We start from the raw sequence: 23,512 nt of genomic DNA, 5'->3' as shown, positions 1-23,512 counted from the left end.
TGGTACACTCGCGCGTTTACACTATTAAGAAACGTATTCAGGAGACACGAACATGGCCAGCAGAGGCGTAAACAAGGTGATTCTCGTCGGTAATCTGGGCCAGGACCCGGAAGTACGCTACATGCCGAGTGGTGGCGCAGTTGCCAACATTACGCTGGCTACTTCCGAATCCTGGCGTGATAAAGCGACCGGTGAGATGAAAGAGCAGACCGAATGGCACCGCGTAGTGCTGTTTGGCAAACTGGCAGAAGTGGCCGGTGAGTATCTGCGTAAAGGTTCTCAGGTCTATATCGAAGGCCAGCTGCGTACCCGCAAATGGACCGATCAGTCCGGTGCTGAGAAGTACACCACTGAAGTCGTGGTTAACGTGGGCGGTACCATGCAGATGCTGGGTGGCCGTCAGGGCGGTGGTGCACCAGCAGGTGGCGGTCAGAGCCAGCAGCAGGGCGGTTGGGGTCAGCCTCAGCAGCCGCAGGGCGGCAACCAGTTCAGCGGTGGCGCACAGTCTCGTCCGCAGCAGCAGTCTGCTCCGGCGCCGTCTAACGAACCGCCAATGGATTTCGACGACGACATTCCGTTCTGATTTCCAGGTACTTAAAACAAAAAACCCAGACCATCGTCTGGGTTTTTTTATTCCGTAAGGGATCAGGTAATCACCATCGGCCAGTCTGGCGGCGTGTGGCTCATCGCCTCAACCATCACCACTTTAATATTTTCCCAGACGGCGGCGATATCCAGCAGGGTGATGCCAAGCAGACCCGTTGCAAACCAGCAGGCAGCTCCCAGCCCCAGCAGGGTGCTGATGACAGCAAGACCCGCATAGTCAGATTTACGAAACTGAATGTTCAGCGTGCTGGCTAAAAACATCAGTACCGCACTCAACAAAGGCCAGCGCAGGAGAACCATGCTGGTAGTAATGGTTGCCATAGAACCCATCCTCTACAAAACAGACGAACTGACTGAAACAGTGTTTCTCGTTACAAAATATGTGTGAACTATATCACATTTGTTGATTTATTCGCCAGCATCTGTGCCAGCAAAAAAGAGAATTTTATTCCTTCGGAAAGGCGAGAGTGCAGGCTGGTTCTGCCTTCGGCGCATGAGGGGACGGACCCACAGCGCGGCGGAAACGCCCTTCGGGCAGGTGGGGAGACCGCAAATTCGGTTTTTATAAGAGAGGGTTATTCTCAGGCGATCCTGAAAATATTGAGGCACAGACTGATTATTTATAAATCAACGAACACAATGCCCCAGAGCAAATAGCATAAAACGTCATGATGAAGCTGTACTTTTTTCATGCTGTCAGACGTTTGGCTTAATCAACAATCGCCTGTTGTGTTATCTTCCCACCGCCATTGCGGGCTGGATAATTATTTTCCTTAATTGAAACGGAACGAATACTTATAGTTTAGCTTACGGAAAAATATTATCGTCATAACGAAATTTAAGATTTTTAATACTAAAAGTCAGTTGCTAACTTCGCATGATTCATGCAACGTAATCACCTGTTTAACAAAGCATCCGGCCTTCATTACTACAGGCGTACAACATGCAGGGATATAGGGCGGGAAATGAATCGTAGCGCGCGGCGCAAAATGCTCAGGGTGGTAGGGATCATCATGGTAGTTATGCTACCGGTGATGCTTGCGCTATGGTTTGCCCAGCTACGAGCCGTGTCTGAAACAAGCGCCCAGCTACGCACATTTGCTGAACTGGCTTTAGACAAAACAGAACTGGTTATTCAACAGGTTGATCTGGCCCGGGACGAGGCTGAAAAATATCGAGGTGAGCTTTGCACGCCGGGACATCGTCAATATATGCTGAACGTTGTTCGTGGCCGCCTGTTTGTCGCCGATTTAATTTACGCTGAAGGTCAGAATTTTCTTTGTTCGACCGTTTTTACACCGGATCACCCTTACGCCATCCCTGTCGCTAATTACACGCGTAAACCTGACGTCGCTATCTATTATTATCGCGATACCCCATTTTATACTGGCTATAAAATGACATATATGCAGCGCGGAAATTATGTGGTGGTCGTCAACCCGCTTTCATACAGCGAAGTCATGTCCGCGGATCATTCTCTCTCCTGGGGCGTGTACGACACGGTAACCAATGCTTTCTTTTCCGTCAGCCAGAAAGCCAATGTTTCTTTATTAAATTCGATGATTCGGGATAAGGAATCAGTATTTCAAAAAGATAACCGCTTTTATACGATCGTAACATCCCCCAAAAGACCTATTGCGGCCATTGTGTCGACATCGAATAAACGCTTTTATGAAACGCTTTATCACCAGGCGACGTTGACGCTGCCGCTGGGCATGATCTGCAGCATTATTATTTTGCTGGTATGGTCCCGTACCCATCGTGAGCTCAATTCACCGGGGCGCTTACTGCACCGGGCGCTGAACAAAAGACAGCTTTGCGTGCACTATCAGCCGATTATTGATATCAAGAATAACCAGTGCGTGGGCGCGGAGGCGTTGTTACGCTGGCCTGGTTTTAACGGGCAGGTGATGAGCCCGGCTGAGTTTATTCCGCTGGCGGAAAATGAGGGAATGAGCGAGCGGATTACGGACTATGTCGTTGAGGAAGTGTTCAACGATCTGGGCCATTTCCTCGCCGAGCATCCGCATCTCTATATTTCGATTAACCTGTCGGCCACGGATTTCCACTCCTCGCGGCTGATCGCCATGATTTCGGATAAGGCTCACCACTACGCCGTCCGTGCGCAGCAAATCAAAATAGAAGTGACGGAACGCGGTTTTATTGATGTGCCAAAAACCACGCCGGTGATTCAGGCTTTCCGTCAGGCGGGATATGAAGTCGCGATCGATGATTTCGGAACCGGTTATTCGAACCTGCACAACCTCTACTCGCTGAACGTGGATATTCTGAAAATCGATAAATCGTTTATCGATACCCTAACGACCAACAGCACCAGCCACCTGATCGCCGAGCATATTATCGAGATGGCGCAAAGCCTGCGGCTGAAAACCATTGCGGAAGGGGTAGAGACGGCAGAGCAGGTAAGCTGGCTGTTGAAGCGCGGCGTCCAGTTTTGTCAGGGATGGCACTTCGCGAAAGCGATGCCGCCCCAGGAATTTATGACCTGGCAGCAGCAGCCTTTGCACTGAGGGTGATCAATTCAACTGGTGGCGATAGTCGCTCGGCGTGCGGTCAAACTCGCGGCGAAACACGCGGGAAAAGGTTTGTTGCGATACATAGCCAAGATCCATCGCGATATCAAAAATGGGCCGCTGCGTTGAGCGTAGCGCCTGAGCCGCCAGCAGCAGCCTGCGCTGGCGAATGTACTCCCCCAGCGTCTGATGCATGACCGTGCGGAACATTCTCTGTAAATACCATTTTGAATAGCCCGACTTTTTAGCGACCACATCAATGTTCAACGGTTGGTCGATATGTTCATCAATCCATTCAATAAGTGTCTGAATAATCTGCTGATGCGACATAAGGTTGCCCCTCTGTAGATACAACTATCTCGGTTAATTCGTCGTTTTCTCTGCGGGGGAGTATAATTCCTCAAGTTAACTTGAGGTAAAGAGGTTTTATGGAAAAGAGATTGCCGCGAATTAAAGCGCTGTTAACCCCCGGTGAAGTGGCAAAGCGAAGCGGCGTTGCGGTATCGGCGCTCCACTTCTATGAAAGCAAAGGGTTAATCAAGAGTATCCGTAACGGCGGCAACCAGCGTCGCTATACCCGCGACGTGCTCCGCTACGTGGCGATTATCAAAATTGCGCAACGAATCGGAATTCCCCTGGCCACGATCGGCGAGGCGTTTGGCGTGCTGCCGGAAGGTCACACGCTGAGCCCGAAAGAGTGGAAAGAGCTGTCGTCCCAGTGGCGTGAAGAGCTGGACAGGCGTATTCATACGCTGGTCGCCCTGCGTGACGAGCTGGATGGCTGTATCGGCTGCGGCTGCCTGTCGCGTAGCGATTGTCCGTTGCGTAACCCCGGCGACAGGCTGGGCGAGCAGGGGACGGGGGCGCGGCTGCTGGAAGAGGATTGAGCGTGCGTGTAGCCCATTCGCCGGGTGGCGCTTCGCTTACCCGGCCTACCAGACCGTAAAATGTAGGCCGGGTAAGGCGCAGCCGCCACCCGGCAAAACCCCTCGAGTACATAAAGAACTAAAGCGCCACATAAGGGCGCTTTAGTTTTTCCCGGTCTTTGTCTTTCACTCTATCCCGCTGGTTCACGGGAGGGTTTCCCCCGACGTCAGTACCCCTCGTGTCGAGCTGGTTGGTGAGGTTCCGGATTGTGCTGACACTTTAATTCTATGCAAGACCCGTTTTTTCGCCAGCCTGTCTGACCGTTTTTTAGACGAATTTTTTTCGCGGTGTTGTTCAATTTTCTATAGTTAAAAAGTATGAATAACAGGAGAAAACCATGCTCACGGTACACCACCTTAACCAGTCACGCTCGCACCGCGTGATTTGGGCGCTGGAAGAACTCGACCTGCCTTATGAGATCGTTCACTACCAGCGTGAAAAGAACATGCTGGCACCGGAGGCGCTCAAAAAGGTGCATCCGTTGGGTAAATCACCGGTCATCGAAGACAATGGGCTGATTCTGGCCGAGTCCGGCGCCATTCTGGAGTATCTCCAGGAAACGTACGATCCCGAGTCACGCCTTAAGCCTTTAGATCCGGCGCATAAGGTGCAGTACCGCTTCTGGCTGCATTACGCCGAAGGATCGCTGATGCCGCTGCTGTTAATGAAGCTGGTCTTCAACAGCCTCGGCAAGCCGCCGGTGCCGTTTGGTATCAGAACTCTGGGTAAAGCGCTGGGGCAGGGGGTGCAGAAAGCGTATCTCAACCGTCAGCTGGAAACCCATGCGCGCTTTATTGAGTCACATCTTGCTGAAAACAGCTGGTTTGCCGGGGATTCGCTCAGCATGGCCGATATTCAGATGAGCTTTCCGATCTTTGCGCTGCTGGCGCGCGGCGGTATCGCTAATCTGCCGCATATTCAGGCATGGAAGACAAAGGTTGAGAACAGCCCTGGCTGGCAAAAAACGCTGCAACAGGGTGGGCCGTTATCTATCCCGGGTGAGGATTGAAATGTAAACAAATTGCGCATAGACGATAACGTTTGCGCATACTCTGTTTATTTCTTCAGCGTCATAAGTGAATTTTAGCGAAAAACGAGAAAGTTCAGTTGAAAAGGGCGGGGATTACGCTAGATAATCGTTTGCCTTAATTTGACCACCCGTTTGTAAGCGCGGAGCTAAACGTTTGCTTTTTTTGTGGCGCCCTTTCGTCACAAACGCAACACAAGGATTTGACGTCTAGCTGGCAGTGGCGTCTCCACCTCGCTTACGGACTTCCTAAAAAACTCTCAGGGGATGTTTTCTATGTCTACGCCATCTGCGCGTACTGGCGGTTCACTTGACGCCATGTTTAAAATTTCGGCTCGCGGCAGCACCGTGCGCCAGGAGATCGTTGCCGGTTTGACAACGTTTCTGGCGATGGTGTATTCCGTCATCGTTGTGCCGGGCATGCTGGGTAAAGCAGGCTTCCCGCCAGCGGCTGTCTTTGTGGCGACCTGCCTTGTGGCCGGTGTGGGCTCCATCGTGATGGGCCTGTGGGCGAACCTGCCGCTGGCGATTGGTTGCGCTATCTCTCTGACCGCGTTTACCGCATTCAGCCTGGTGCTGGGTCAGCACATCAGCGTACCGGTTGCGCTGGGTGCCGTGTTCCTGATGGGCGTGCTGTTTACCGTGATTTCAGCGACCGGCATCCGTAGCTGGATTTTGCGCAACCTGCCGCAGGGCGTGGCGCACGGCACCGGTATCGGCATCGGCCTGTTCCTGTTGCTGATCGCCGCCAACGGCGTCGGTCTGGTCATCAAGAACCCGCTGGACGGTCTGCCGGTGGCGCTGGGCCACTTCGCCAGCTTCCCGGTGATTATGTCGCTGATCGGCCTGGCGGTGATTATCGGTCTGGAAAAACTGAAGGTCCCGGGCGGCATTCTGCTGACCATTATCGGTGTTTCCGTTGTCGGCCTGCTTTTCGATCCAACCGTACACTTCTCCGGTATCTTCGCCATGCCGTCGCTGAGCGATGACAAAGGCAACTCCCTGATTGGCAGCCTGGATATCGTTGGCGCGCTGAACCCGGTGATCCTGCCAAGCGTGCTGGCGCTGGTGATGACCGCCGTGTTTGACGCGACCGGCACCATTCGTGCGGTGGCCGGTCAGGCGAACCTGCTGGATAAAGACGGTCAGATTATTGATGGCGGCAAAGCGCTGACCACTGACTCCCTGAGCAGCGTCTTCTCTGGCCTGGTGGGCGCGGCGCCTGCGGCGGTGTACATCGAATCCGCAGCGGGTACGGCGGCAGGCGGTAAAACCGGCCTGACGGCGATCACCGTCGGCGTGCTGTTCATGCTGATCCTGTTCCTCTCTCCGCTCTCCTATCTGGTTCCGGCGTATGCGACCGCACCGGCGCTGATGTACGTTGGCCTGCTGATGCTGAGCAACGTGGCGAAAATCGACTTTGCGGACTTCGTGGACGCCATGTCTGGCCTGATTACCGCGGTCTTCATCGTGCTGACCTGTAACATCGTGACCGGCATTATGATCGGCTTCGCGTCGCTGGTGATTGGTCGTCTGGTTTCCGGTGAATGGCGCAAGCTGAATATCGGCACCGTGATTATCGCCGTTGCGCTGGTGGCGTTCTACGCGGGCGGCTGGGCAATCTAAGTTGTCCTTTGATGCGAAAACGGGTGGCTCTGGCCGCCCGTTTTTATTTTCAGGACTCATCCTGTTGCCTTTTGCGTTACTCTGGTGAAGATAGAATAAAAGGCACGACGCCTTCCGGAGTACATAAGCAACACAGCAAACAGGGAACGCATGGAAATCTTCTTCACAATACTCATCATGACCCTTGTGGTCTCACTATCCGGGGTGGTTACACGCGTACTGCCCTTTCAGGTCCCCCTGCCATTAATGCAAATTGCCATCGGCGCGCTGCTGGCGTGGCCGACGTTTGGCCTGCACGTGGAATTTGACCCCGAACTGTTCCTCGTGCTGTTTATCCCGCCGCTGCTGTTTGCCGATGGCTGGAAAACGCCCACGCGGGAATTCCTTGAGCACGGGCGCGAGATCTTCGGCCTGGCGCTGGCGCTGGTGGTGGTCACCGTGGTCGGGATTGGTTTTCTGATCTACTGGGCGGTACCGGGTATTCCATTAATACCGGCTTTTGCGCTGGCCGCCGTGCTGTCGCCAACCGATGCCGTGGCGCTGTCCGGCATCGTGGGTGAAGGCCGTATTCCGAAGAAAATCATGGGGATTTTACAGGGTGAGGCGCTGATGAATGACGCCTCCGGCCTGGTCGCCCTGAAGTTTGCCGTGGCCGTTGCGATGGGCACGATGGTCTTTACCGTCGGCGGCGCGACGCTGGAGTTCTTCAAGGTGGCGATTGGCGGTATTCTCGCCGGCTTCGTGGTGAGCTGGCTGTACGGCCGCTCATTGCGCTTCCTCAGCCGCTGGGGCGGCGATGAACCCGCTACGCAGATCGTACTGCTGTTCCTGCTGCCGTTTGCCTCTTATCTGATTGCCGAACATATCGGCGTGTCGGGCATTCTGGCAGCGGTGGCGGCAGGGATGACCATCACCCGTTCCGGCGTAATGCGCCGCGCGCCGCTGGCCATGCGTCTGCGTGCCAACAGCACCTGGGCCATGCTGGAATTTGTCTTTAACGGCATGGTGTTCCTGCTGTTGGGCCTGCAGCTCCCGGGCATTCTGGAATCCTCGCTGGTGGCGGCCGAAGCCGACCCGAACGTTGAGGTCTGGATGCTGTTTACCGATATCGTGCTGATCTACCTGGCGCTGATGCTGGTGCGTTTCGGCTGGCTGTGGACGATGAAAAACTTCAGCGCACGTTTCCTGAAGAAAAAGCCGATGGAGTTCGGCTCGTGGACAACGCGTGAACTGCTGATCGCCTCTTTTGCGGGCGTCCGCGGGGCGATCACCCTTGCCGGTGTGCTCTCCATTCCGCTGCTGCTGCCTACGGGCGACGTCTTCCCGGCGCGCTACGAGCTGGTCTTCCTGGCGGCGGGCGTGATTCTGTTCTCCCTGTTTGTCGGCGTGATTATGCTGCCGATTTTACTCCAGCATATTGATGCCGGTGATTCGACCCAGCAGCATAAAGAGGAGCGTATTGCCAGGGCGGCTACCGCCGAGGTGGCAATTGTCGCGATTCAGAAAATGGAAGAGCGTCTGGCTGCGGATGCGGAAGAGAACATCGATAACCAGCTGCTTACGGAAGTGAGTTCCCGCGTGATTGGTAACCTGCGCCGCCGCGCGGACGGGCGTAACGACGTGGAAAGCTCGCTGCAGGAAGAGAACCTGGAGCGCCGGTTCCGCCTGGCGGCGCTGCGCTCCGAGCGTGCCGAGCTGTATCACCTGCGCGCCACGCGGCAGATCAGCAACGAAACGCTGCAAAAGCTGCTGCACGATCTGGACCTGCTGGAAGCGTTGTTGATAGAGAATCAGTAGCGCTGTTTTGCCCGGTGGCGCTGCGCTTACCGGGCCTACGTGCTCGATCGGTTCCCTCTACCTGTGGGAGAGGGTTAGGGTGAGGGCACCCAAAACCCCTCACAACACTGCAGCCACGCCTGCGCGCTGTGCGATAAATACACCCCTTCACGCCAGATCATCCCCAGCTGCCAGTGCAGGTCGCTCTCCAGCGGGATCCAGCGCAGCGTGTTTTTATCCAGACGCTCGCAAATCGGCTGCGGCAGAATGGCAATCCCCACGCCTGCCTGCACCATCGCCGCCAGGAAATCCCACTGTCCGCTACGCACCGCAATGCGCGGCTTGACGTCATGTTGGCTAAACAGCGTCATCAGCTGGCGGCTGAGGGCGAAATCTTCGTTGTAGATCAGCAGAGGGTGCTCGCCGAGCAGTTCAGGCCTCACCGAGTCTCTCTTCAGCCAGTCGCCGGAGCGGGGAACCAGCACGCACAGCGGGTGGCTAAAGAGCGGAAGCGTTGCCAGACCGCTCTCTTCCTCAACGGGAAGGGCGGTCATTGCCACGTCAAGCTCGCCGTTGGTGACGGCCTGCTGGACGGTTAACCCACCAAACTCCGAAATCTTCAGCTCAACGCCGGGATAGCGCTGGCGAAACAGGCTAATCGGCCCGGCCATCATCATCCCCACCATTGGCGGAATGCCGAGGCGAAGCACCCCTTTGGTCAGATGGTTGATATCGTCCAGCTCCGCTTCCAGCTGGCGGAACTCCGCCAGAATCGCCAGCCCGCGTTCGAACACCACGCGTCCGGTGTCGGTCAGCAGCAGCCTGCGCCCGTCGCGGATCAGCAGGGTACAGTTCAGTTCATCTTCGAGGTTTTTCAGCATCTTGCTGATGGTTGGCTGGGTAACAAACAACTTCTCCGCTGCGCGGGTAAAACTTTGCTGACGAACCACTTCGACAAAATAGCGCAGCGTTCTTATGTCCATGATTATTCCTCGAAACTATACCTTTGATGATTTTAATTCATTTCAGTCCACACCGTGCGGTCTCTATACTGGCGCCTCGTCTCATTTTTGAGGAAACCCTTCATGGCCGTGGCGTTAAGCCGTGTTACGCCTGCCGTTGTGCAACGACTCCAGGTCCCGGTTCAGGTACTGCTCTATGCGGGACTGTTTGTTTTCGCGGAATATCTTGTCGGCTGGCTGCATCTGCCGCTGCCTGCCAACCTTGTCGGGATGCTGCTGATGCTGACGCTTATTCTGTGTCGCGTGATCCCCCTTAACTGGGTGCGCGCCGGGGCGCGCTGGCTGCTGGCGGAGATGCTGCTGTTCTTTGTCCCTGCCGTGGTGGCGGTGGTGAACTACGCGCAGCTGCTGATGGTGGACGGCTGGCGAATCTTTGCCGTTATCGCGCTGAGTACGCTGATGGTGCTGGGGGCGACCGCCTGGGTGGTGGATAAAGTGTATCGCTTTGAAATCAGCAGGCACAAACATGACTAACTTTCAGGTTAGCGTGCTGTGCCTGCTTGCCACGCTAATTATCTACTTTGCCAACAAGCGGTTGTATCGCCGCTTTCACGCCCTGCCGCTGATGCCGCTGGTCTTCACGCCGATCCTGCTGGTGATGATGCTGGTCTTCGGCCATATCTCCTGGCAAAACTACATTGGTGAATCCCACTGGCTGCTGTGGCTGCTCGGCCCGGCGACCATCGCCTTTGCCGTCCCCGTTTACGACAACCTGGCGATTATCAAACGCCACTGGATGTCGCTCAGCGCGGGCGTGCTCACCGCAACGGTGGTGGCGGTCTGTAGCTCGGTCTGGCTGGCGCGGCTGTTTACGCTGCCCGATGAAATTCAGCGCAGCCTGGCCGTGCGTTCGGTAACCACGCCGTTTGCGCTGGCGGCGGCTAAACCGCTCGGCGGGCAGCCGGATCTGGTAGCGCTGTTTGTTGTCGTGACGGGCGTGTTCGGTATGGCGGTCGGCGATATGCTATTCCTGCGCTTGTCGATCCGTGAAGGGATGGCAAAAGGGGCAGGGTTTGGCGCGGCGTCGCACGGGGCGGGCACGGCACGTTCGTATGAGCTGGGTCAGCAGGAGGGCGTTGTCGCGAGCCTGGTGATGATGCTCTCAGGCGTGGTGATGGTGCTGATTGCGCCGCTGGTGGCGTGGGTGATGTTTTAATTTCCCCGGCCAGTGCGGCCGGGGAGGTCAGTCGATTAATGTGCACGACCCTGATCGATACCTAATCCCGTTTGAGAGCGGATAAACTGGGCGCGGAATTTCTCACGCTCCAGGTTACCCTCCGGCGAGTTGTCGGTGGCCGAGAAGAACCAGATGCCGATAAACGCCACGGCGATAGAGAACAGCGCCGGGTATTCATACGGGAAGATAGCGCTGGCGTGACCGAGGATCTGCACCCAGATGGTTGGGCCCAGAATCATCAGGATCACCGCCGTCAGCAGCCCCAGCCAGCCGCCAATCATTGCGCCACGGGTGGTCAGTTTCGACCAGTACATGGAGAGCAGGATGATCGGGAAGTTACAGCTTGCCGCAATCGAGAAGGCCAGCCCCACCATAAAGGCGATGTTCTGCTTCTCGAACAGAATGCCTAACAGAATCGCCACTACGCCCAGCACCAGCACGGTGATTTTCGAGACCTTCAGCTCGTCGCGCTCGCTCGCGCCTTTGCGGATGACGTTGGCGTAGAGGTCATGCGACACCGCAGACGCGCCGGCCAGCGTCAGCCCTGCAACCACCGCCAGAATGGTGGCGAAGGCCACGGCGGAGATAAAGCCGAGGAACAGGTTACCGCCCACCGCGTCGGCCAGGTGCACCGCCGCCATGTTGTTACCGCCAATCAGCGCGCCCGCCGCGTCTTTAAAGGCTGGGTTCGCCCCCACCAGCATGATCGCGCCAAAGCCGATGATAAAGGTCAGGATATAGAAGTAACCCATGAAACCGGTGGCGTAGAAGACGCTTTTGCGCGCTTCTCGCGCATCGCTCACGGTAAAGAAGCGCATCAGGATATGCGGCAGACCCGCGGTACCGAACATCAGTCCTAGACCCAGTGAGAGCGCCGATATTGGGTCTTTCACCAGCCCGCCCGGGCTCATGATCGCTTCTCCTTTCGGGTGGACCGCCATCGCTTCGGTGAACAGGTTATTGAAGCTGAAGCCGACGTGCTTCATCACCATAAAGGCCATAAAGCTGGCGCCGAACAGCAGCAGAACCGCTTTGATGATCTGCACCCAGGTGGTCGCCAGCATGCCGCCGAACAGCACGTACATCACCATCAGTACGCCAACCAGCACCACCGCGATGTGGTAGTTCAGGCCGAAAAGCAGTTCGATCAATTTACCCGCGCCCACCATCTGCGCAATCAGATACAGCGCCACCACCACCAGCGAGCCGCAGGCGGAGAGGGTGCGAATCGGCCCCTGCTTCAGACGGTACGAGGCCACGTCTGCGAAGGTATAGCGGCCCAGGTTACGCAGGCGCTCGGCAATCAGGAACAGGATGATCGGCCAGCCGACGAGGAAGCCGAGGGAGTAGATCAGGCCGTCATAGCCGGAGGTGTACACCAGCGCGGAGATCCCGAGGAACGAGGCGGCGGACATAAAGTCACCCGCAATCGCCAGCCCGTTCTGGAAGCCGGTAATGTTGCCGCCTGCGGTGTAGTAATCATTACGGGAGCGCACGCGTTTCGACGCCCAGTAGGTGATATAGAGCGTCAGCAGGACGAAAATCAGGAACATAATAATCGCCTGCCAGTTGGTTGGCTGGCGCTGGACCTCGCCGGTAATGGCATCCGCCGCGTGGGCGGCAAAGGGAAGTGTGGCGGCGAGCGCCGTCAGAACTCGCTTCATGATGCTTTTACCTCACGCAGGACTTCTCTGTTAAGACGATCGAATTCACCGTTCGCGCGCCAGACGTAGACGCCGGTCAGCAGGAATGAAATCACAATCACGCCAATACCAATCGGAATGCCGCGCGTCACGCTGGTCCCCTCGTGCAGCGGGGTGCCCAGCCAGTGCGGGGCAAAGGCGATCAGCAGAATAAAGCCGACGTAGATAACCAGCATGATGATGGAAAGGATGAAGGCAAACCGTTGCCGCTTATCGACGAGCTCCCTGTAGTGCGCACTATTCTCTATCTGCTGACAAATATCGTTATTCATCACAGAGTCTCCAAAGGTAAGGTAGGTTTGTTTTTAGTCCCCTCTCCCTTTGGGGAGAGGGTTAGGGTGAGGGGAGGAAGGTGCGGTCTGATGCCCTCACCCCGGCCCTCTCCCACGGGGAGAGGGAGAAAACGCTAGGAAGGCATCGCGATGGCCTGCTTCTCTTCGAGCAGTTTTTCCACCACGCCAGGATCCGCGAGCGTTGAGGTATCGCCGAGGTTGCTGGTGTCTCCTGCCGCGATTTTGCGCAAGATACGACGCATAATTTTGCCGGAGCGGGTTTTCGGCAGCGAGTCGGTCCAGTGCAGCACGTCCGGCGTCGCCAGCGGGCCAATCTCTTTACGGACCCAGTTGCGCACTTCGGTATACAGCTCTGGCGACGGCTCTTCGCCGTGGTTCAGGGTGACGTAGGCGTAAATCGCCTGGCCTTTGATGTTGTGCGGAATACCGACAACGGCGGCTTCGGCAATCTTCGGATGCGACACCAGCGCCGATTCAATCTCAGCGGTGCCCAGACGGTGGCCGGAGACGTTCAGCACGTCGTCCACGCGCCCGGTTATCCAGTAATAGCCGTCTTCGTCACGACGCGCGCCGTCGCCGCTGAAGTACATGTTTTTAAAGGTCGAGAAATAGGTCTGCTCGAAGCGATCGTGATCGCCGAACAGGGTACGCGCCTGACCCGGCCAGGAGTCTGTGATCACCAGGTTGCCTTCGGTGGCGCCTTCCAGCGGGTTGCCTTCGTTATCCACCAGCGCAGGCTGCACGCCGAAGAACGGACGGGTTGCGGAACCGGCCTTCAGCTGCGTGGCGCCCGGCATCGGGGTGATCATGAAGCCGCCGGTTTCGGTCTGCCACCAGGTGTCCATCACCGGGCATTTCTCGTTGCCGATTTTCTTCCAGTACCACTCCCAGGCTTCCGGGTTGATTGGCTCACCCACGGAACCGAGGATGCGCAATGAAGAACGGTCCGTGCCTTCGATGGCTTTATCGCCTTCCGCCATTAATGCGCGGATCGCCGTTGGCGCGGTGTAGAGAATGTTGACCTGGTGTTTGTCGACCACCTGACACATGCGCGCCGGGGTCGGCCAGTTTGGTACGCCCTCAAACATCAGCGTTGTTGCGCCACAGGCCAGCGGGCCGTACAGCAGGTAGCTGTGTCCGGTGACCCAGCCCACGTCGGCGGTACACCAGTAGATGTCGCCCGGATGGTAGTCGAAAACGTATTTGAAGGTGGTGGCCGCATAGACCAGATAGCCGCCGGTGGTGTGCAGCACGCCTTTCGGCTTACCGGTTGAGCCGGAGGTATAAAGAATGAAGAGCGGATCTTCTGCGTTCATCTCTTCCGGCTGATGCTGGTCGCTCGCTTTTTCAATCAGGTCGCTCCACCACAGGTCGCGCCCTTCGTTCCAGTCGATTTTTCCGCCGGTACGCTTCAGGACGATGACGTTACTGACCGTTTTGACGTTCGGGTTTTTCAGCGCTTCGTCGACGTTTTTCTTCAGCGGGATACCGCGTCCGGCGCGCACGCCTTCATCGGCGGTGATCACCAGTTTTGAACTTGAATCGACAATACGACCCGCAACCGCTTCTGGCGAGAACCCGCCGAAAATCACCGAGTGAATCGCGCCGATACGCGCGCAGGCCAGCATGGCCACCGCCGCTTCCGGCACCATCGGCATATAGATAGCGACCACATCGCCTTTTTTAATGCCTTTTTCCAGCAGGACGTTGGCGAAGCGGCACACGTCGCGGTGCAACTCTTTATAGGTAATGTGTTTGCTCTGGGAGGCATCATCGCCTTCCCAGATAATGGCCGTCTCGTTCCCGCGCTCGGCAAGGTGACGGTCAAGGCAGTTCGCCGCCAGGTTCAGCGTGCCATCTTCATACCATTTAATGGAGACATTGCCGGGCGCAAAGGAGGTGTTCTTCACCTTCTGATAAGGTTTGATCCAGTCAAGGATATGGCCCTGTTCGCCCCAGAAGGTGTCCGGGGCGGTGATAGATTGCTGATATTTCTCGTGGTACTGCTCCGGGGTGATCAGGCAACGGTCCGCAATATTTGCGGGAATGTCATGTTTGTGGATTTGGCTCATGGCTTTTTTTCTCCTTGTAAGATGTTAATAATATGTCGCAAAAACGTTAATTGTAGGGGCTTTACAAGCTTTGTTTAGTATTTGGGCTACAGATCACGCATTGTTTGAAGAGTATGAAAAATGAGCGAATGAAACTTTGAAGGAAAATAATTTATGCTGACGATTATTCACATTTATGTTTAAAAAAGCTTTTTTATAACAAAAGGTTATTTATCAGAATTAGAACAAACTCCCGTCATCGTCGCTTTTGTGAGTGAAACGCGTCGTTCTTTAAGGCTTGCGCAACAGGTCGCGCAAATGATACTCATACGCCGCGTTAAAAAATCCCATAAACCAACGCAACACAATTCATACCCTTTCAGTATGTCTCCATATTCATGCAGTTTGAGTGAATAAGGCGCTTCATTGAGGAAGTCAGTTTCTATGAAAAACGTTAAAGTCAGCCTTGCCTGGCAGATCTTAATCGCCCTTGTGCTGGGCATCTTGCTGGGCAGTTACCTCCACTATCACAGCGACAGCCGCGAATGGCTGATTGCGAACCTGCTCTCACCGGCAGGGGATATCTTTATTCATCTGATCAAGATGATTGTGGTGCCGATTGTGATCTCGACGCTGGTTGTCGGTATTGCGGGCGTCGGCGATGCGAAGCAGTTAGGCCGTATTGGTGCGAAAACCATTATCTATTTCGAAGTGATCACTACGGTTGCGATTATCCTCGGTATCACGCTGGCGAACGTGTTCCAGCCGGGTTCCGGGATTGATATGTCGCAGCTGGCAACGGTGGATATTTCGAAATACCAAAGTACGACCGCTGACGTGCAGAGCCACGCGCATGGCCTGATGGGCACTATCCTGTCGCTGGTGCCGACCAACATCGTGGCGTCGATGGCGAAGGGCGAGATGCTGCCTATCATCTTCTTCTCGGTGCTGTTTGGTCTGGGACTCTCTTCTCTGCCAGCGACGCATCGCGAACCGCTGGTGACCGTGTTCCGCTCTATCTCCGAAACCATGTTTAAAGTGACCCACATGGTGATGCGCTACGCGCCGGTAGGGGTGTTTGCGCTTATCGCCGTCACCGTGGCGAACTTCGGTTTTGCTTCCCTGTGGCCGCTGGCGAAGCTGGTGCTCCTGGTGCATTTCGCCATTCTGTTCTTCGCGCTGGTGGTGCTGGGGATCGTGGCGCGCCTGTGCGGGCTGAGCATCTGGATCCTGATTCGTATCCTGAAAGATGAACTGATTCTGGCGTACTCCACGGCAAGCTCTGAGAGCGTGCTGCCGCGTATCATTGAAAAGATGGAAGCCTACGGCGCGCCTGCCTCTATTACCAGCTTCGTGGTACCGACCGGCTACTCCTTTAACCTGGATGGTTCGACGCTGTACCAGAGTATCGCCGCTATCTTTATTGCGCAGCTGTACGGCATTGACCTGTCTCTGTGGCAGGAGATCGTGCTGGTGCTGACGCTGATGGTGACGTCCAAAGGTATTGCAGGCGTTCCGGGCGTCTCCTTCGTGGTGCTGCTGGCGACGCTCGGCAGCGTCGGTATTCCGCTGGAAGGTCTGGCATTTATCGCCGGTGTGGACCGTATCCTCGACATGGCGCGTACGGCGCTGAACGTGGTGGGGAATGCCCTGGCGGTGCTGGTTATCGCCAAGTGGGAACACAAATTCGACCGTAAAAAAGCGCTGGCGTATGAACGCGAGGTGCTGGGTCGCTTTGATAAGACGGCTGACCAGTAACATCCTAAGTCCGGTGGCGCTGCGCTTACCGGGCCTACGGGTTTTGTAGGCCGGGTAAGGCGAAGCCGCCACCCGGCACTTTATTCTCCGCTCAACGCATCAAACTCTTCGCATCCCGTATCAAACCCTTCCGTACAGCTCAGGTTCAACCAGTACAGCGCTTTCTGTTTATTAGGTGTGATAAAGCCTTTCTCGCCCTGCTGGAACAGCATCCCAGCCCAGTATTCTGCATATCCCGTACGCGACAGAGACGAACTGCGCTTAAACCACGCAGCCGCCTGAGCGTCATCCTGCGCCACTTCAACGCCGTTGGCATAAATCAGCCCCAGCAGCAGTTGCGCATCAACCGCGGAGTCGCTGTCGATATCCTCGGTCGCCGTTTGCAGCAGTTTAATGGCCTGCGGATAGTCGGTTTTCCCCGCCTGGGTGTTCACCAGCACGCGTGCCAGCATGATCGCGCCGCGCTTGCTGCCAGCAATGTTTGCCTGTTGCGCCAGGGCTTTGGCCTGTGCGTAATCGCCCTGCGTAAAGTGGATTTGTGATAGCAGCGCCATGGCGTCAACATCGCCGCCTTTTGCGGCTTTCTCTGCCCACAGCGCTGCCTGCTTGCTGTCACCGGAACTGAAGTACGTATCAGCAAGATAATACTGGGCGCGGGCATCGCCGGCTTCCGCCTGCTTCTGATACTGGCTGCCTATCTCATCCGCGTAGACGCACGAGGTTAAAAAGAATAACAACAGAAAAATGGGTTTCATGGATTCTTATCATCTGGGTACACGCCGCGCAGTATAATCGCGGTGGCGGAAGAAAAAAATGGGTGCATTAAGACCTCAGCATCCTACAAGCCGGGCGGAACCCATGTTCCGCCCGTAGAGGTTAGCCTGCGTTGCAGGCTAATTTAGCCGCCACCTCCTGATGCTCACTCTTTATTGAAAACTCGCAGAGCCTGCCGCGAGTAATAAAGGTAAATATCACTATCGTCAGGCAAATAATAAAGACGATGCCTAACGCAGTTTTTAATGGCGTCATGCCTTTTACTCCTTGTCAAAAAAAGAATAAGAGGCTACTCTCAACCTGTTGGTTGTTGAGGGAGTAGCCTCGGGTAAATGAAAATTTCCCGGGGCTTCCTACTTTCTGTCCCTCAACAATGCTCAAGACAGAAAGTCTTAAGCACCCGCCGCACATCTTATCCCTCTGAATTAAAATGCAAAGATGTAATTCTTTTTCGCGAAAATTACATTATTTCTGCGAGCCGGTTTCCAGAATAATAATTGATATTATTAATATATTAAGCATAAATAAAAAGGGAGTGAATATCTCACTCCCTTTATTCAACGATGAATTAACGGCTTCACCCCATAGCGCTTTCGCGCAGTCGGGCTTTCAGCTTGTTATATTCGTCGATCACATACTGTTCCGCTGCGTGCTGATCCGCAATCGGCTCCACGCGCACGGCGCAGTATTTATACTCCGGCGTTTTGGTTATCGGGCTTAAGTTCTCCGTTACCAGCTCGTTGCAGGCGCCAATCCACCACTGGTAGGTCATATAGACCGCCCCTTTGTTCGGACGATCGCTGACCTGCGCACGGGTGATGATCCGCCCTTTGCGCGAGTTCACCCACACCAGCGCTTCGTCCTCAATACCCAGGCGCTGCGCGTCGGCGGTGTTGATTTGCGCGTAGCCCGGTTCGTCCGCCAGCGCCGCCAGCGCGGCGCAGTTACCCGTCATTGAACGGCAGGAGTAGTGGCCCACTTCACGCACGGTGGAGAGCACCATCGGATACTCATCGGTGAGCTTATCGATTGGCGCGACCCAGTCGCAGGTGAAGAACTGCGCCAGCCCGTTCGGGGTGTCGAACTTCTCTTCAAAAAGATACGACGTCCCCTGGTCGGCTTCGGACTCATCGCGGCACGGCCACTGGATGTACCCCAGCTCACCCATTTTTTCATAGGTGGCGCCGTAGAAGTCCGGACACAGGCTGCGCAACTCGTCCCAGATCTCCTGAGTGTTGTTGTAGTGCATCGGGTAGCCCATGCGGGTGGCGATTTCGCTGATGATCTGCCAGTCCGTTTTCAAATCCCACTTCGGCTCGACCGCTTTAAAGAAGCGCTGGAAGCCGCGGTCCGCCGCCGTATAGACGCCTTCATGCTCGCCCCAGGAGGTCGACGGTAGAATCACATCCGCCGCCGCCGCGGTTTTGGTCATGAAGATATCCTGGACAATCACCAGCTCGAGATCCTCAAATCCTTTGCGCACCGCAGACAGCTCGGCGTCGGTCTGGAGCGGATCTTCACCCATGATGTAGGCCGCACGCACTTCGCCGTGCGCCGCGCGGTGCGGCAGCTCGCTGATGCGATATCCGGTGTGTTCCGGCAGGCTTTCCACGCCCCAGGCTTTCGCGAACTTGGCGCGGTTTTCCGGGAACTTCACGTACTGGTAGCCAGGATAGGTGTCCGGCAGCGCGCCCATATCGCACGCGCCCTGGACGTTATTCTGACCGCGTACCGGGTTGACGCCGACGTGCGCTTTACCCAGATTGCCGGTCAGCATGGCGAGGCTGGTCAGGGAACGCACGGTTTCCACACCCTGGTAGAACTGGGTCACGCCCATGCCCCACAGGATAGCGGCGGTTTTCGCTGCTGCGTACATCCGTGCCGCCTGGCGGATCTCCTGCGCGCTGACGCCGGTGATCGTTTCCACCGACTCTGGCGTATAGCCTTCGACAATTTTCCGATACTCTTCAAAGCCTTCCGTACGGGTGGCGACAAACGCCTGGTCGTACAGATTCTCCTCGATAATTACGTGCCCCATGGCGTTCAACAGCGCGATGTTCGAGCCGTTTTTCAACGCGATGTGCATATCCGCAATGCGCGCGGTTTCAATTTTACGCGGATCGCAGACGATAATTTTCGCCCCATTCTGTTTGGCGCGAATAACGTGGTTCGCGACGATAGGGTGAGAATCCGCCGGGTTATAACCAAAGATGAAGACGAGATCGGTATTATCTATCTCGTTGATGGCATTACTCATTGCGCCGTTACCGACCGACTGGTGCAGACCTGCAACCGATGGGCCGTGTCAGACGCGAGCGCAGCAGTCGACGTTATTGGTTCCAATAACGGCGCGCGCGAATTTTTGCATCACATAGTTGGTTTCATTCCCCGTCCCGCGTGAAGAGCCGGTGGTCTGAATCGCATCCGGGCCATATTTGGCCTTGATGGCGCTAAGGCGCGTAGCGACGTAATCCAGCGCCTCGCTCCAGCTGACGGCTTCCAGCTTGCCGCCGCGCTCGCGGCGGATCATTGGGGTTTTCAGGCGCGGGGTGAGGATTTGGGTATCGTTAATAAAATCCCAGCCGTAGTAACCTTTCAGGCATAGCGTGCCCTGGTTGGTTTTCCCCTGTGCGGCCTCTGCCCGGACGATTTTGCCGTTATCGACCACCAGGTGGATCTTGCAACCTGAGGCACAATAAGGGCAAACCGTGACGACTTTTTTCATCAGTCTGCTCCAGTTAATCGAATCATTCGCACCCACTATGCAGCTTCTATGCCATGTTTTTCGTATGGGTATACCCTGACTTTACGGCCCATTCGCGGTGAAAACCCTGACAAAAAACAGCCAATCGTCAAAATTGACGTGTCGACAGGGCAGCGGATGTGACATGGGTTGAATTTCCGTCACTGAAAAAACCATTTGACTGGAGCCGACGGCAGAATGGTTCAGACTTAACATAATCCCCTGACGGAAGCATACGATGAAACCGGCGATTCTGGTGGTTGATGACGATACGGCAGTCTGCGAACTGCTTCAGGACGTGCTGAGCGAGCACGTCTTTAGCGTGCTTGTCTGCCATAACGGCCAGGATGCACTGCGGCAGGTACAACAGGAGCCGAATATCGCGCTTGTGCTGCTGGACATGATGCTGCCGGATATCAACGGCCTGCAGGTTCTGCTGCAGCTGCAAAAGCAGCGACCGGCGCTACCGGTTGTGATGTTAACCGGGCTGGGCAGTGAGTCAGACGTGGTGGTAGGGCTGGAGATGGGGGCCGACGATTATATTGGCAAACCGTTCAACCCGCGCGTGGTGGTCGCCCGCGTTAAAGCGGTATTGCGCCGTACCGGCGTGCTTGCCGCAGAAGCCCCCGCAGCGCCCGTCGCGGGCATTGCTTTTAACGGATGGACGCTTGATACCACCCGCTGCGAGCTGAGCGATCCGCAGCGGAATACCGTGCCCTTAACCCAGGGCGAGTACGGCCTGCTGCTGGCGCTCACGCAAAATGCCCGCCGGGTGCTGAGCCGCGATCGTCTGCTTGAGCTGACCCACAGCGAAAGCGCCGACGTGTTCGACCGCACGATTGACGTGCTGATCATGCGCCTGCGCCGGAAGATCGAGGCTAACCCGCATCAGCCCGCGCTCATCAAAACCATCCGTGGGTTGGGCTATGTGTTTGCCACCGACGTTTCCCATAGTGAGAAAGCGGCGTAATACTATGGTTTTATCAATCCCACCGTTTTTAATGCGTAACCTTTCCACTCTGATTTAAGACGCCACAATGGCATCGATTTTCGTCCTGTTTCGGGGTCGAGAATTTCTGCAGTGTCATTATAAATGGCGGTGATCACCACAAAATGCGAATACTTTTCCCCTTCCAGGGGGATGATCATGGGTTGGTCAATCGTCAGGGGTTCATTAACGTCATATCGGAGGCCTTTTGCCTGGAAACCTATACGCTGAGCCGCATTTTTCAGATCGAGAAGGGAAAAACCTGATTGCAGTTTCTCCGCTTCTGTCCCTGGCTCAGCGCGATAGATAATATCTGAAATGATATCTATCTCTTTAATCTCCAGTGAAAAACGGATATTTAGCAGGAGCGACAGAGCTGCTGGCCCGCATGAAAAATCCGTCGTCTGGCGAACAATTCCGTCTGTACGCAAGTGCATCCAGCCTTTCATGGTTGTGTTATAGGCCTGCGCATGAAAGGCCAGTAACAATAAGCATGCTGCTGACCTTTTCATCAGAAGTTCCTTGTCATGCTGACGCCGAACGTTGAACCCGTTGTCTCCAGTGGGAAGGAGACTTCAGGCGTAATGCTGAAACGCGGTGATAGCAGATAAGAGAAGTAAAATGCCAGCGATTCAGATTCCTGGCTGGTGCCTTTCATGGTGCGCCCCTCGTACTTCATATTATCTGACCAGCTATAGGTAAATCTGCTACCCAGCGAACTAACATTATTGAGTGCGAAGCCGGTACCCAGGAATGCCGTGGCGGTATCGCCTGCTTTAATTCGCTCCCCACCTTTACTGGTCTCAAACGTTTTTTCGTATGAGATACCGCCAAAAAAGGTTACGGGATCCGTAATCCGCACAAACGTCAGGGAGGGCGTCAGGCTCCAGTAGCCTTCGCTGTTATTCAGCGGTTGCTTCCAGGCGTCCAGGTCTGAGACGTATTTTTTGCGCCCGGTCGGCGTATTGACGGCAAGTGAGCCCGTCAAGGATGGATGATCATTGTTCTCTTTCAATAGCAGATACTGGATACCGGCCGATATGTCGCCGATATGGCCCTGAGAGGCATCCCGGGTCCAGGCATTACTCGAAACATCTTCGATTTTTGTGTAGGTCCAGGGTACGTTCAACCAGACGCTAAGCCTGTCGGTAATACCGAATTTTGGCGAAACATAAAAATAAAGTTTTTTAATCGAATAACTGGAAACCTGATAAGGCCCCTGCTGCGGCAATGAGGACGTGGATTTCCATGTGCGGTATTTGAAACCGAAATCAACGTCAGTTTCCCCGTGATTAAGCAGAACCGTATAGTCGGAAAGATAACTAATGGGCGCGCTATACTCCTCCTGCTTTTTCTCTATGTTGGCTATTCGACTATTGTCTTTTCTGACGACGTCGAAATGGGTCACATCCGGAAAGGAAATGGGATATACGTTATCTTTTCGCACAATGGATGCTGAATGATTGCTATCTGACTTAAGGAGTCCCGTGATTCTGTCACCATTTTTAAACGTCACTGCATACTGCTTATCGGTGTCTATCGTTTTTATTTGATCAGCGCTGATCCGCAGACTTGAACCATAGGGTGTGCTAAAAACACACACGCCATCTTTAAAGGAGACAATATCTCCAGTGATATTGTCTCCGTTGTTCAGTCTGAGAATGTCAGCATGCGCAATCGTAACAAATATAAATGGCGCAACGACGCCAGCCACTCTCGACATCATTTAAATCACCACTTTGTCATGTTGATGTCGCGGTTCCATTTTGTCCAGCGCAGTGCCTGGTTCGATAAGGTCCCATCGGTGTTCACAACACGATAATACTCTTCAACAACCGATGATTTCGCTGCTTCGAAACGGCCTTCAGTACTGCGCGCGTAGCGCCACACATCACCAACGACCGAATATTTTTTACCGTTGCCGGTATCGGTAATCGTGGTCGGGCCGTTGACGAAGTCCTGGCTGTGCAATACGTAATTTCGACTATCTTCATCGACGCCGAAGTTATGAATCATATTCATATAGTGCATGCCAACAAAATTTGTTCCGGTGATGGTATCAAACCCTTCAAGAGGTTTTTTTATGCTGCCGGAGTCGGTCAACGTCAGACTGGAGTATTTCGGAAACTTTATCCCAGTCCAAGGGTTGGTTGGGGTTGTTGGTTTAGGTATTGGGAACACAGGGTTAGTAACAAGGCCGTTTCCTTTACCATTAATTTGCGATAGTTGCGTGTCACTTAATTCAGTTACTGCGGCATGTGTTATGCCGGAGAATAACAATGCCGTTAGTAGCATAATTTTATGCTTCATGGTTTTTCCTTATGGTAAATTAATGTTGTTATCCAGGTGTATATACATCTTAAGGGTAAGTGAAGATGACAGATGGATAACGCAAGGAAAAACGGCAGATGAGTCTTAAACTTTAAATATGATTAAGATGAATGTTCGACAATTGATCTGCTTAAATTTTAGACATGTATATTGCAGCAGAGATATAGCGCCGCTTG

22 protein-coding genes are annotated in these 23,512 nt (G+C 54.8%); 10 read left to right on the top strand and 12 right to left on the bottom strand.

All coding sequences use genetic code 11. The features are described 5' to 3' along the window. The first annotated feature begins 52 nt into the window (after positions 1 to 52). Positions 53 to 583: a single-stranded DNA-binding protein SSB1 gene (gene ssb1 / locus V4835_RS21925; RefSeq protein ID WP_023310055.1), complete on the top strand. Its 531-nt coding sequence runs from the start codon at positions 53 to 55 to the stop codon at positions 581 to 583. A 62-nt stretch (positions 584 to 645) separates the two neighbouring features. On the opposite strand, the gene V4835_RS21920 is transcribed toward ssb1, so the two are convergent. Then, on the bottom strand, positions 646 to 927 hold the full coding sequence (locus V4835_RS21920) for a YjcB family protein (protein ID WP_008503385.1): 282 nt from the start codon (positions 925 to 927) through the stop codon (positions 646 to 648). A gap of 644 nt (positions 928 to 1,571) precedes the next feature. Here V4835_RS21920 and V4835_RS21915 point away from each other — a divergent pair. After that, positions 1,572 to 3,137, top strand: coding sequence for an EAL domain-containing protein (locus V4835_RS21915; RefSeq protein ID WP_331413714.1), 1,566 nt, complete (start codon positions 1,572 to 1,574; stop codon positions 3,135 to 3,137). Between the two features lie 6 nt (positions 3,138 to 3,143). Here the strand turns inward: V4835_RS21915 and soxS are convergent, their stop codons facing one another. After that, complete coding sequence (soxS, locus tag V4835_RS21910) at positions 3,144 to 3,470, bottom strand: superoxide response transcriptional regulator SoxS (RefSeq protein ID WP_013095071.1); 327 nt, start codon at positions 3,468 to 3,470, stop codon at positions 3,144 to 3,146. Between the two features lie 98 nt (positions 3,471 to 3,568). Between soxS and soxR the strand changes: the two genes are divergently transcribed. The 4 genes from soxR to V4835_RS21890 all read left to right on the top strand — a co-directional run bounded on the left by soxR (position 3,569) and on the right by V4835_RS21890 (position 8,517). After that, complete coding sequence (gene soxR / locus V4835_RS21905) at positions 3,569 to 4,027, top strand: redox-sensitive transcriptional activator SoxR (RefSeq protein WP_023331806.1); 459 nt, start codon at positions 3,569 to 3,571, stop codon at positions 4,025 to 4,027. A gap of 377 nt (positions 4,028 to 4,404) precedes the next feature. Continuing rightward, positions 4,405 to 5,076: a glutathione S-transferase family protein gene (locus V4835_RS21900; protein ID WP_331413713.1), complete on the top strand. Its 672-nt coding sequence runs from the start codon at positions 4,405 to 4,407 to the stop codon at positions 5,074 to 5,076. Positions 5,077 to 5,370: 294 nt separating this feature from the next. Further along, entirely contained in the window at positions 5,371 to 6,720 is a 1,350-nt protein-coding gene (ghxP, locus tag V4835_RS21895) for a guanine/hypoxanthine transporter GhxP (protein WP_331413712.1), read from the top strand. A 150-nt stretch (positions 6,721 to 6,870) separates the two neighbouring features. After that, positions 6,871 to 8,517 (top strand): Na+/H+ antiporter, encoded by a 1,647-nt coding sequence (locus V4835_RS21890; protein WP_063144976.1) that lies wholly within the window; start codon positions 6,871 to 6,873, stop codon positions 8,515 to 8,517. 74 nt (positions 8,518 to 8,591) lie between these two features. Here V4835_RS21890 and V4835_RS21885 read toward each other — a convergent pair whose 3' ends face one another. Then, positions 8,592 to 9,479 carry a LysR family transcriptional regulator gene (locus V4835_RS21885; RefSeq protein WP_331413709.1) on the bottom strand — a complete coding sequence of 296 codons (888 nt, stop codon included), beginning with the start codon at positions 9,477 to 9,479 and terminating at the stop codon, positions 8,592 to 8,594. Between the two features lie 102 nt (positions 9,480 to 9,581). Between V4835_RS21885 and V4835_RS21880 the strand changes: the two genes are divergently transcribed. Then, positions 9,582 to 9,992, top strand: coding sequence for a CidA/LrgA family protein (locus V4835_RS21880; RefSeq protein WP_021242769.1), 411 nt, complete (start codon positions 9,582 to 9,584; stop codon positions 9,990 to 9,992). Further along, positions 9,985 to 10,674 carry an LrgB family protein gene (locus tag V4835_RS21875; RefSeq protein ID WP_331413708.1) on the top strand — a complete coding sequence of 230 codons (690 nt, stop codon included), beginning with the start codon at positions 9,985 to 9,987 and terminating at the stop codon, positions 10,672 to 10,674. The genes V4835_RS21880 and V4835_RS21875 overlap by 8 nt, the downstream gene beginning before the upstream one ends. Before the next feature lie 35 nt (positions 10,675 to 10,709). Here the strand turns inward: V4835_RS21875 and actP are convergent, their stop codons facing one another. From actP to acs, 3 genes are all read right to left on the bottom strand, one after another. After that, positions 10,710 to 12,359: a cation/acetate symporter ActP gene (actP, locus tag V4835_RS21870; protein ID WP_063144973.1), complete on the bottom strand. Its 1,650-nt coding sequence runs from the start codon at positions 12,357 to 12,359 to the stop codon at positions 10,710 to 10,712. Further along, the gene (locus V4835_RS21865; RefSeq protein ID WP_063144972.1) at positions 12,356 to 12,670 is read right to left on the bottom strand and encodes a DUF485 domain-containing protein; all 315 of its coding nucleotides are present in this window, start codon (positions 12,668 to 12,670) and stop codon (positions 12,356 to 12,358) included. The genes actP and V4835_RS21865 overlap by 4 nt, the downstream gene beginning before the upstream one ends. Positions 12,671 to 12,804: 134 nt before the next feature. Continuing rightward, the gene (gene acs / locus V4835_RS21860; RefSeq protein WP_063144971.1) at positions 12,805 to 14,763 is read right to left on the bottom strand and encodes an acetate--CoA ligase; all 1,959 of its coding nucleotides are present in this window, start codon (positions 14,761 to 14,763) and stop codon (positions 12,805 to 12,807) included. Between the two features lie 423 nt (positions 14,764 to 15,186). On the opposite strand from acs, the gene gltP reads away from it, so the two are divergent. Then, on the top strand, positions 15,187 to 16,500 hold the full coding sequence (gene gltP, locus V4835_RS21855) for a glutamate/aspartate:proton symporter GltP (protein ID WP_023310067.1): 1,314 nt from the start codon (positions 15,187 to 15,189) through the stop codon (positions 16,498 to 16,500). An 80-nt stretch (positions 16,501 to 16,580) separates the two neighbouring features. On the opposite strand, the gene V4835_RS21850 is transcribed toward gltP, so the two are convergent. The 3 genes from V4835_RS21850 to fdhF all read right to left on the bottom strand — a co-directional run bounded on the left by V4835_RS21850 (position 16,581) and on the right by fdhF (position 19,999). Further along, a complete protein-coding gene (locus V4835_RS21850) occupies positions 16,581 to 17,255 on the bottom strand; it encodes a tetratricopeptide repeat protein (protein ID WP_331413705.1) in 675 nt (224 codons plus the stop codon). Between the two features lie 121 nt (positions 17,256 to 17,376). Continuing rightward, on the bottom strand, positions 17,377 to 17,529 hold the full coding sequence (locus tag V4835_RS21845; RefSeq protein ID WP_042719158.1) for a Hok/Gef family protein: 153 nt from the start codon (positions 17,527 to 17,529) through the stop codon (positions 17,377 to 17,379). Positions 17,530 to 17,851: 322 nt separating this feature from the next. Next, entirely contained in the window at positions 17,852 to 19,999 is a 2,148-nt protein-coding gene (fdhF, locus tag V4835_RS21840) for a formate dehydrogenase subunit alpha (protein ID WP_331413703.1), read from the bottom strand. A 256-nt stretch (positions 20,000 to 20,255) separates the two neighbouring features. Between fdhF and V4835_RS21835 the strand changes: the two genes are divergently transcribed. After that, a complete protein-coding gene (locus tag V4835_RS21835) occupies positions 20,256 to 20,987 on the top strand; it encodes a response regulator (RefSeq protein WP_063144968.1) in 732 nt (243 codons plus the stop codon). A 2-nt stretch (positions 20,988 to 20,989) separates the two neighbouring features. On the opposite strand, the gene V4835_RS21830 is transcribed toward V4835_RS21835, so the two are convergent. From V4835_RS21830 to V4835_RS21820, 3 genes are read right to left on the bottom strand one after another with little or no spacing between them, the layout of a single operon-like run. After that, entirely contained in the window at positions 20,990 to 21,517 is a 528-nt protein-coding gene (locus tag V4835_RS21830) for a C39 family peptidase (RefSeq protein ID WP_331413701.1), read from the bottom strand. Beyond that, a complete protein-coding gene (locus V4835_RS21825) occupies positions 21,517 to 22,719 on the bottom strand; it encodes a transporter (RefSeq protein ID WP_331413699.1) in 1,203 nt (400 codons plus the stop codon). Before V4835_RS21825 ends, V4835_RS21830 begins: the two co-directional genes overlap by 1 nt. A gap of 17 nt (positions 22,720 to 22,736) precedes the next feature. Continuing rightward, entirely contained in the window at positions 22,737 to 23,315 is a 579-nt protein-coding gene (locus V4835_RS21820; protein ID WP_331413696.1) for a hypothetical protein, read from the bottom strand. Positions 23,316 to 23,512 lie beyond the last annotated feature (197 nt).

Origin of the sequence: Enterobacter cloacae complex sp. CARB60 (genome assembly GCF_036487345.1) — a bacterium.
Lineage (GTDB): Bacteria > Pseudomonadota > Gammaproteobacteria > Enterobacterales > Enterobacteriaceae > Enterobacter > Enterobacter asburiae_D.
The sequence above is the reverse complement of the archived record's forward strand: the minus strand, read 5'-3'. Positions and strand labels throughout refer to the sequence as shown.

Excerpts from the sequence above, each read along its gene's own strand:
- soxS (WP_013095071.1), bottom strand. The coding sequence starts at position 3,470 with ATGTCGCATCAGCAGATTATTCAGACACTTATTGAATGGATTGATGAA.
- V4835_RS21835 (WP_063144968.1), top strand. The coding sequence starts at position 20,256 with ATGAAACCGGCGATTCTGGTGGTTGATGACGATACGGCAGTCTGCGAA.
- ghxP (WP_331413712.1), top strand. The coding sequence starts at position 5,371 with ATGTCTACGCCATCTGCGCGTACTGGCGGTTCACTTGACGCCATGTTT.
- V4835_RS21875 (WP_331413708.1), top strand. The coding sequence starts at position 9,985 with ATGACTAACTTTCAGGTTAGCGTGCTGTGCCTGCTTGCCACGCTAATT.
- V4835_RS21845 (WP_042719158.1), bottom strand. The coding sequence starts at position 17,529 with ATGACGCCATTAAAAACTGCGTTAGGCATCGTCTTTATTATTTGCCTG.
- ssb1 (WP_023310055.1), top strand. The coding sequence starts at position 53 with ATGGCCAGCAGAGGCGTAAACAAGGTGATTCTCGTCGGTAATCTGGGC.
- V4835_RS21850 (WP_331413705.1), bottom strand. The coding sequence starts at position 17,255 with ATGAAACCCATTTTTCTGTTGTTATTCTTTTTAACCTCGTGCGTCTAC.
- V4835_RS21865 (WP_063144972.1), bottom strand. The coding sequence starts at position 12,670 with ATGAATAACGATATTTGTCAGCAGATAGAGAATAGTGCGCACTACAGG.
- V4835_RS21915 (WP_331413714.1), top strand. The coding sequence starts at position 1,572 with ATGAATCGTAGCGCGCGGCGCAAAATGCTCAGGGTGGTAGGGATCATC.
- actP (WP_063144973.1), bottom strand. The coding sequence starts at position 12,359 with ATGAAGCGAGTTCTGACGGCGCTCGCCGCCACACTTCCCTTTGCCGCC.
- acs (WP_063144971.1), bottom strand. The coding sequence starts at position 14,763 with ATGAGCCAAATCCACAAACATGACATTCCCGCAAATATTGCGGACCGT.
- V4835_RS21900 (WP_331413713.1), top strand. The coding sequence starts at position 4,405 with ATGCTCACGGTACACCACCTTAACCAGTCACGCTCGCACCGCGTGATT.
- V4835_RS21820 (WP_331413696.1), bottom strand. The coding sequence starts at position 23,315 with ATGAAGCATAAAATTATGCTACTAACGGCATTGTTATTCTCCGGCATA.
- V4835_RS21890 (WP_063144976.1), top strand. The coding sequence starts at position 6,871 with ATGGAAATCTTCTTCACAATACTCATCATGACCCTTGTGGTCTCACTA.
- V4835_RS21830 (WP_331413701.1), bottom strand. The coding sequence starts at position 21,517 with ATGAAAAGGTCAGCAGCATGCTTATTGTTACTGGCCTTTCATGCGCAG.
- V4835_RS21885 (WP_331413709.1), bottom strand. The coding sequence starts at position 9,479 with ATGGACATAAGAACGCTGCGCTATTTTGTCGAAGTGGTTCGTCAGCAA.
- soxR (WP_023331806.1), top strand. The coding sequence starts at position 3,569 with ATGGAAAAGAGATTGCCGCGAATTAAAGCGCTGTTAACCCCCGGTGAA.
- V4835_RS21880 (WP_021242769.1), top strand. The coding sequence starts at position 9,582 with ATGGCCGTGGCGTTAAGCCGTGTTACGCCTGCCGTTGTGCAACGACTC.
- V4835_RS21920 (WP_008503385.1), bottom strand. The coding sequence starts at position 927 with ATGGCAACCATTACTACCAGCATGGTTCTCCTGCGCTGGCCTTTGTTG.
- gltP (WP_023310067.1), top strand. The coding sequence starts at position 15,187 with ATGAAAAACGTTAAAGTCAGCCTTGCCTGGCAGATCTTAATCGCCCTT.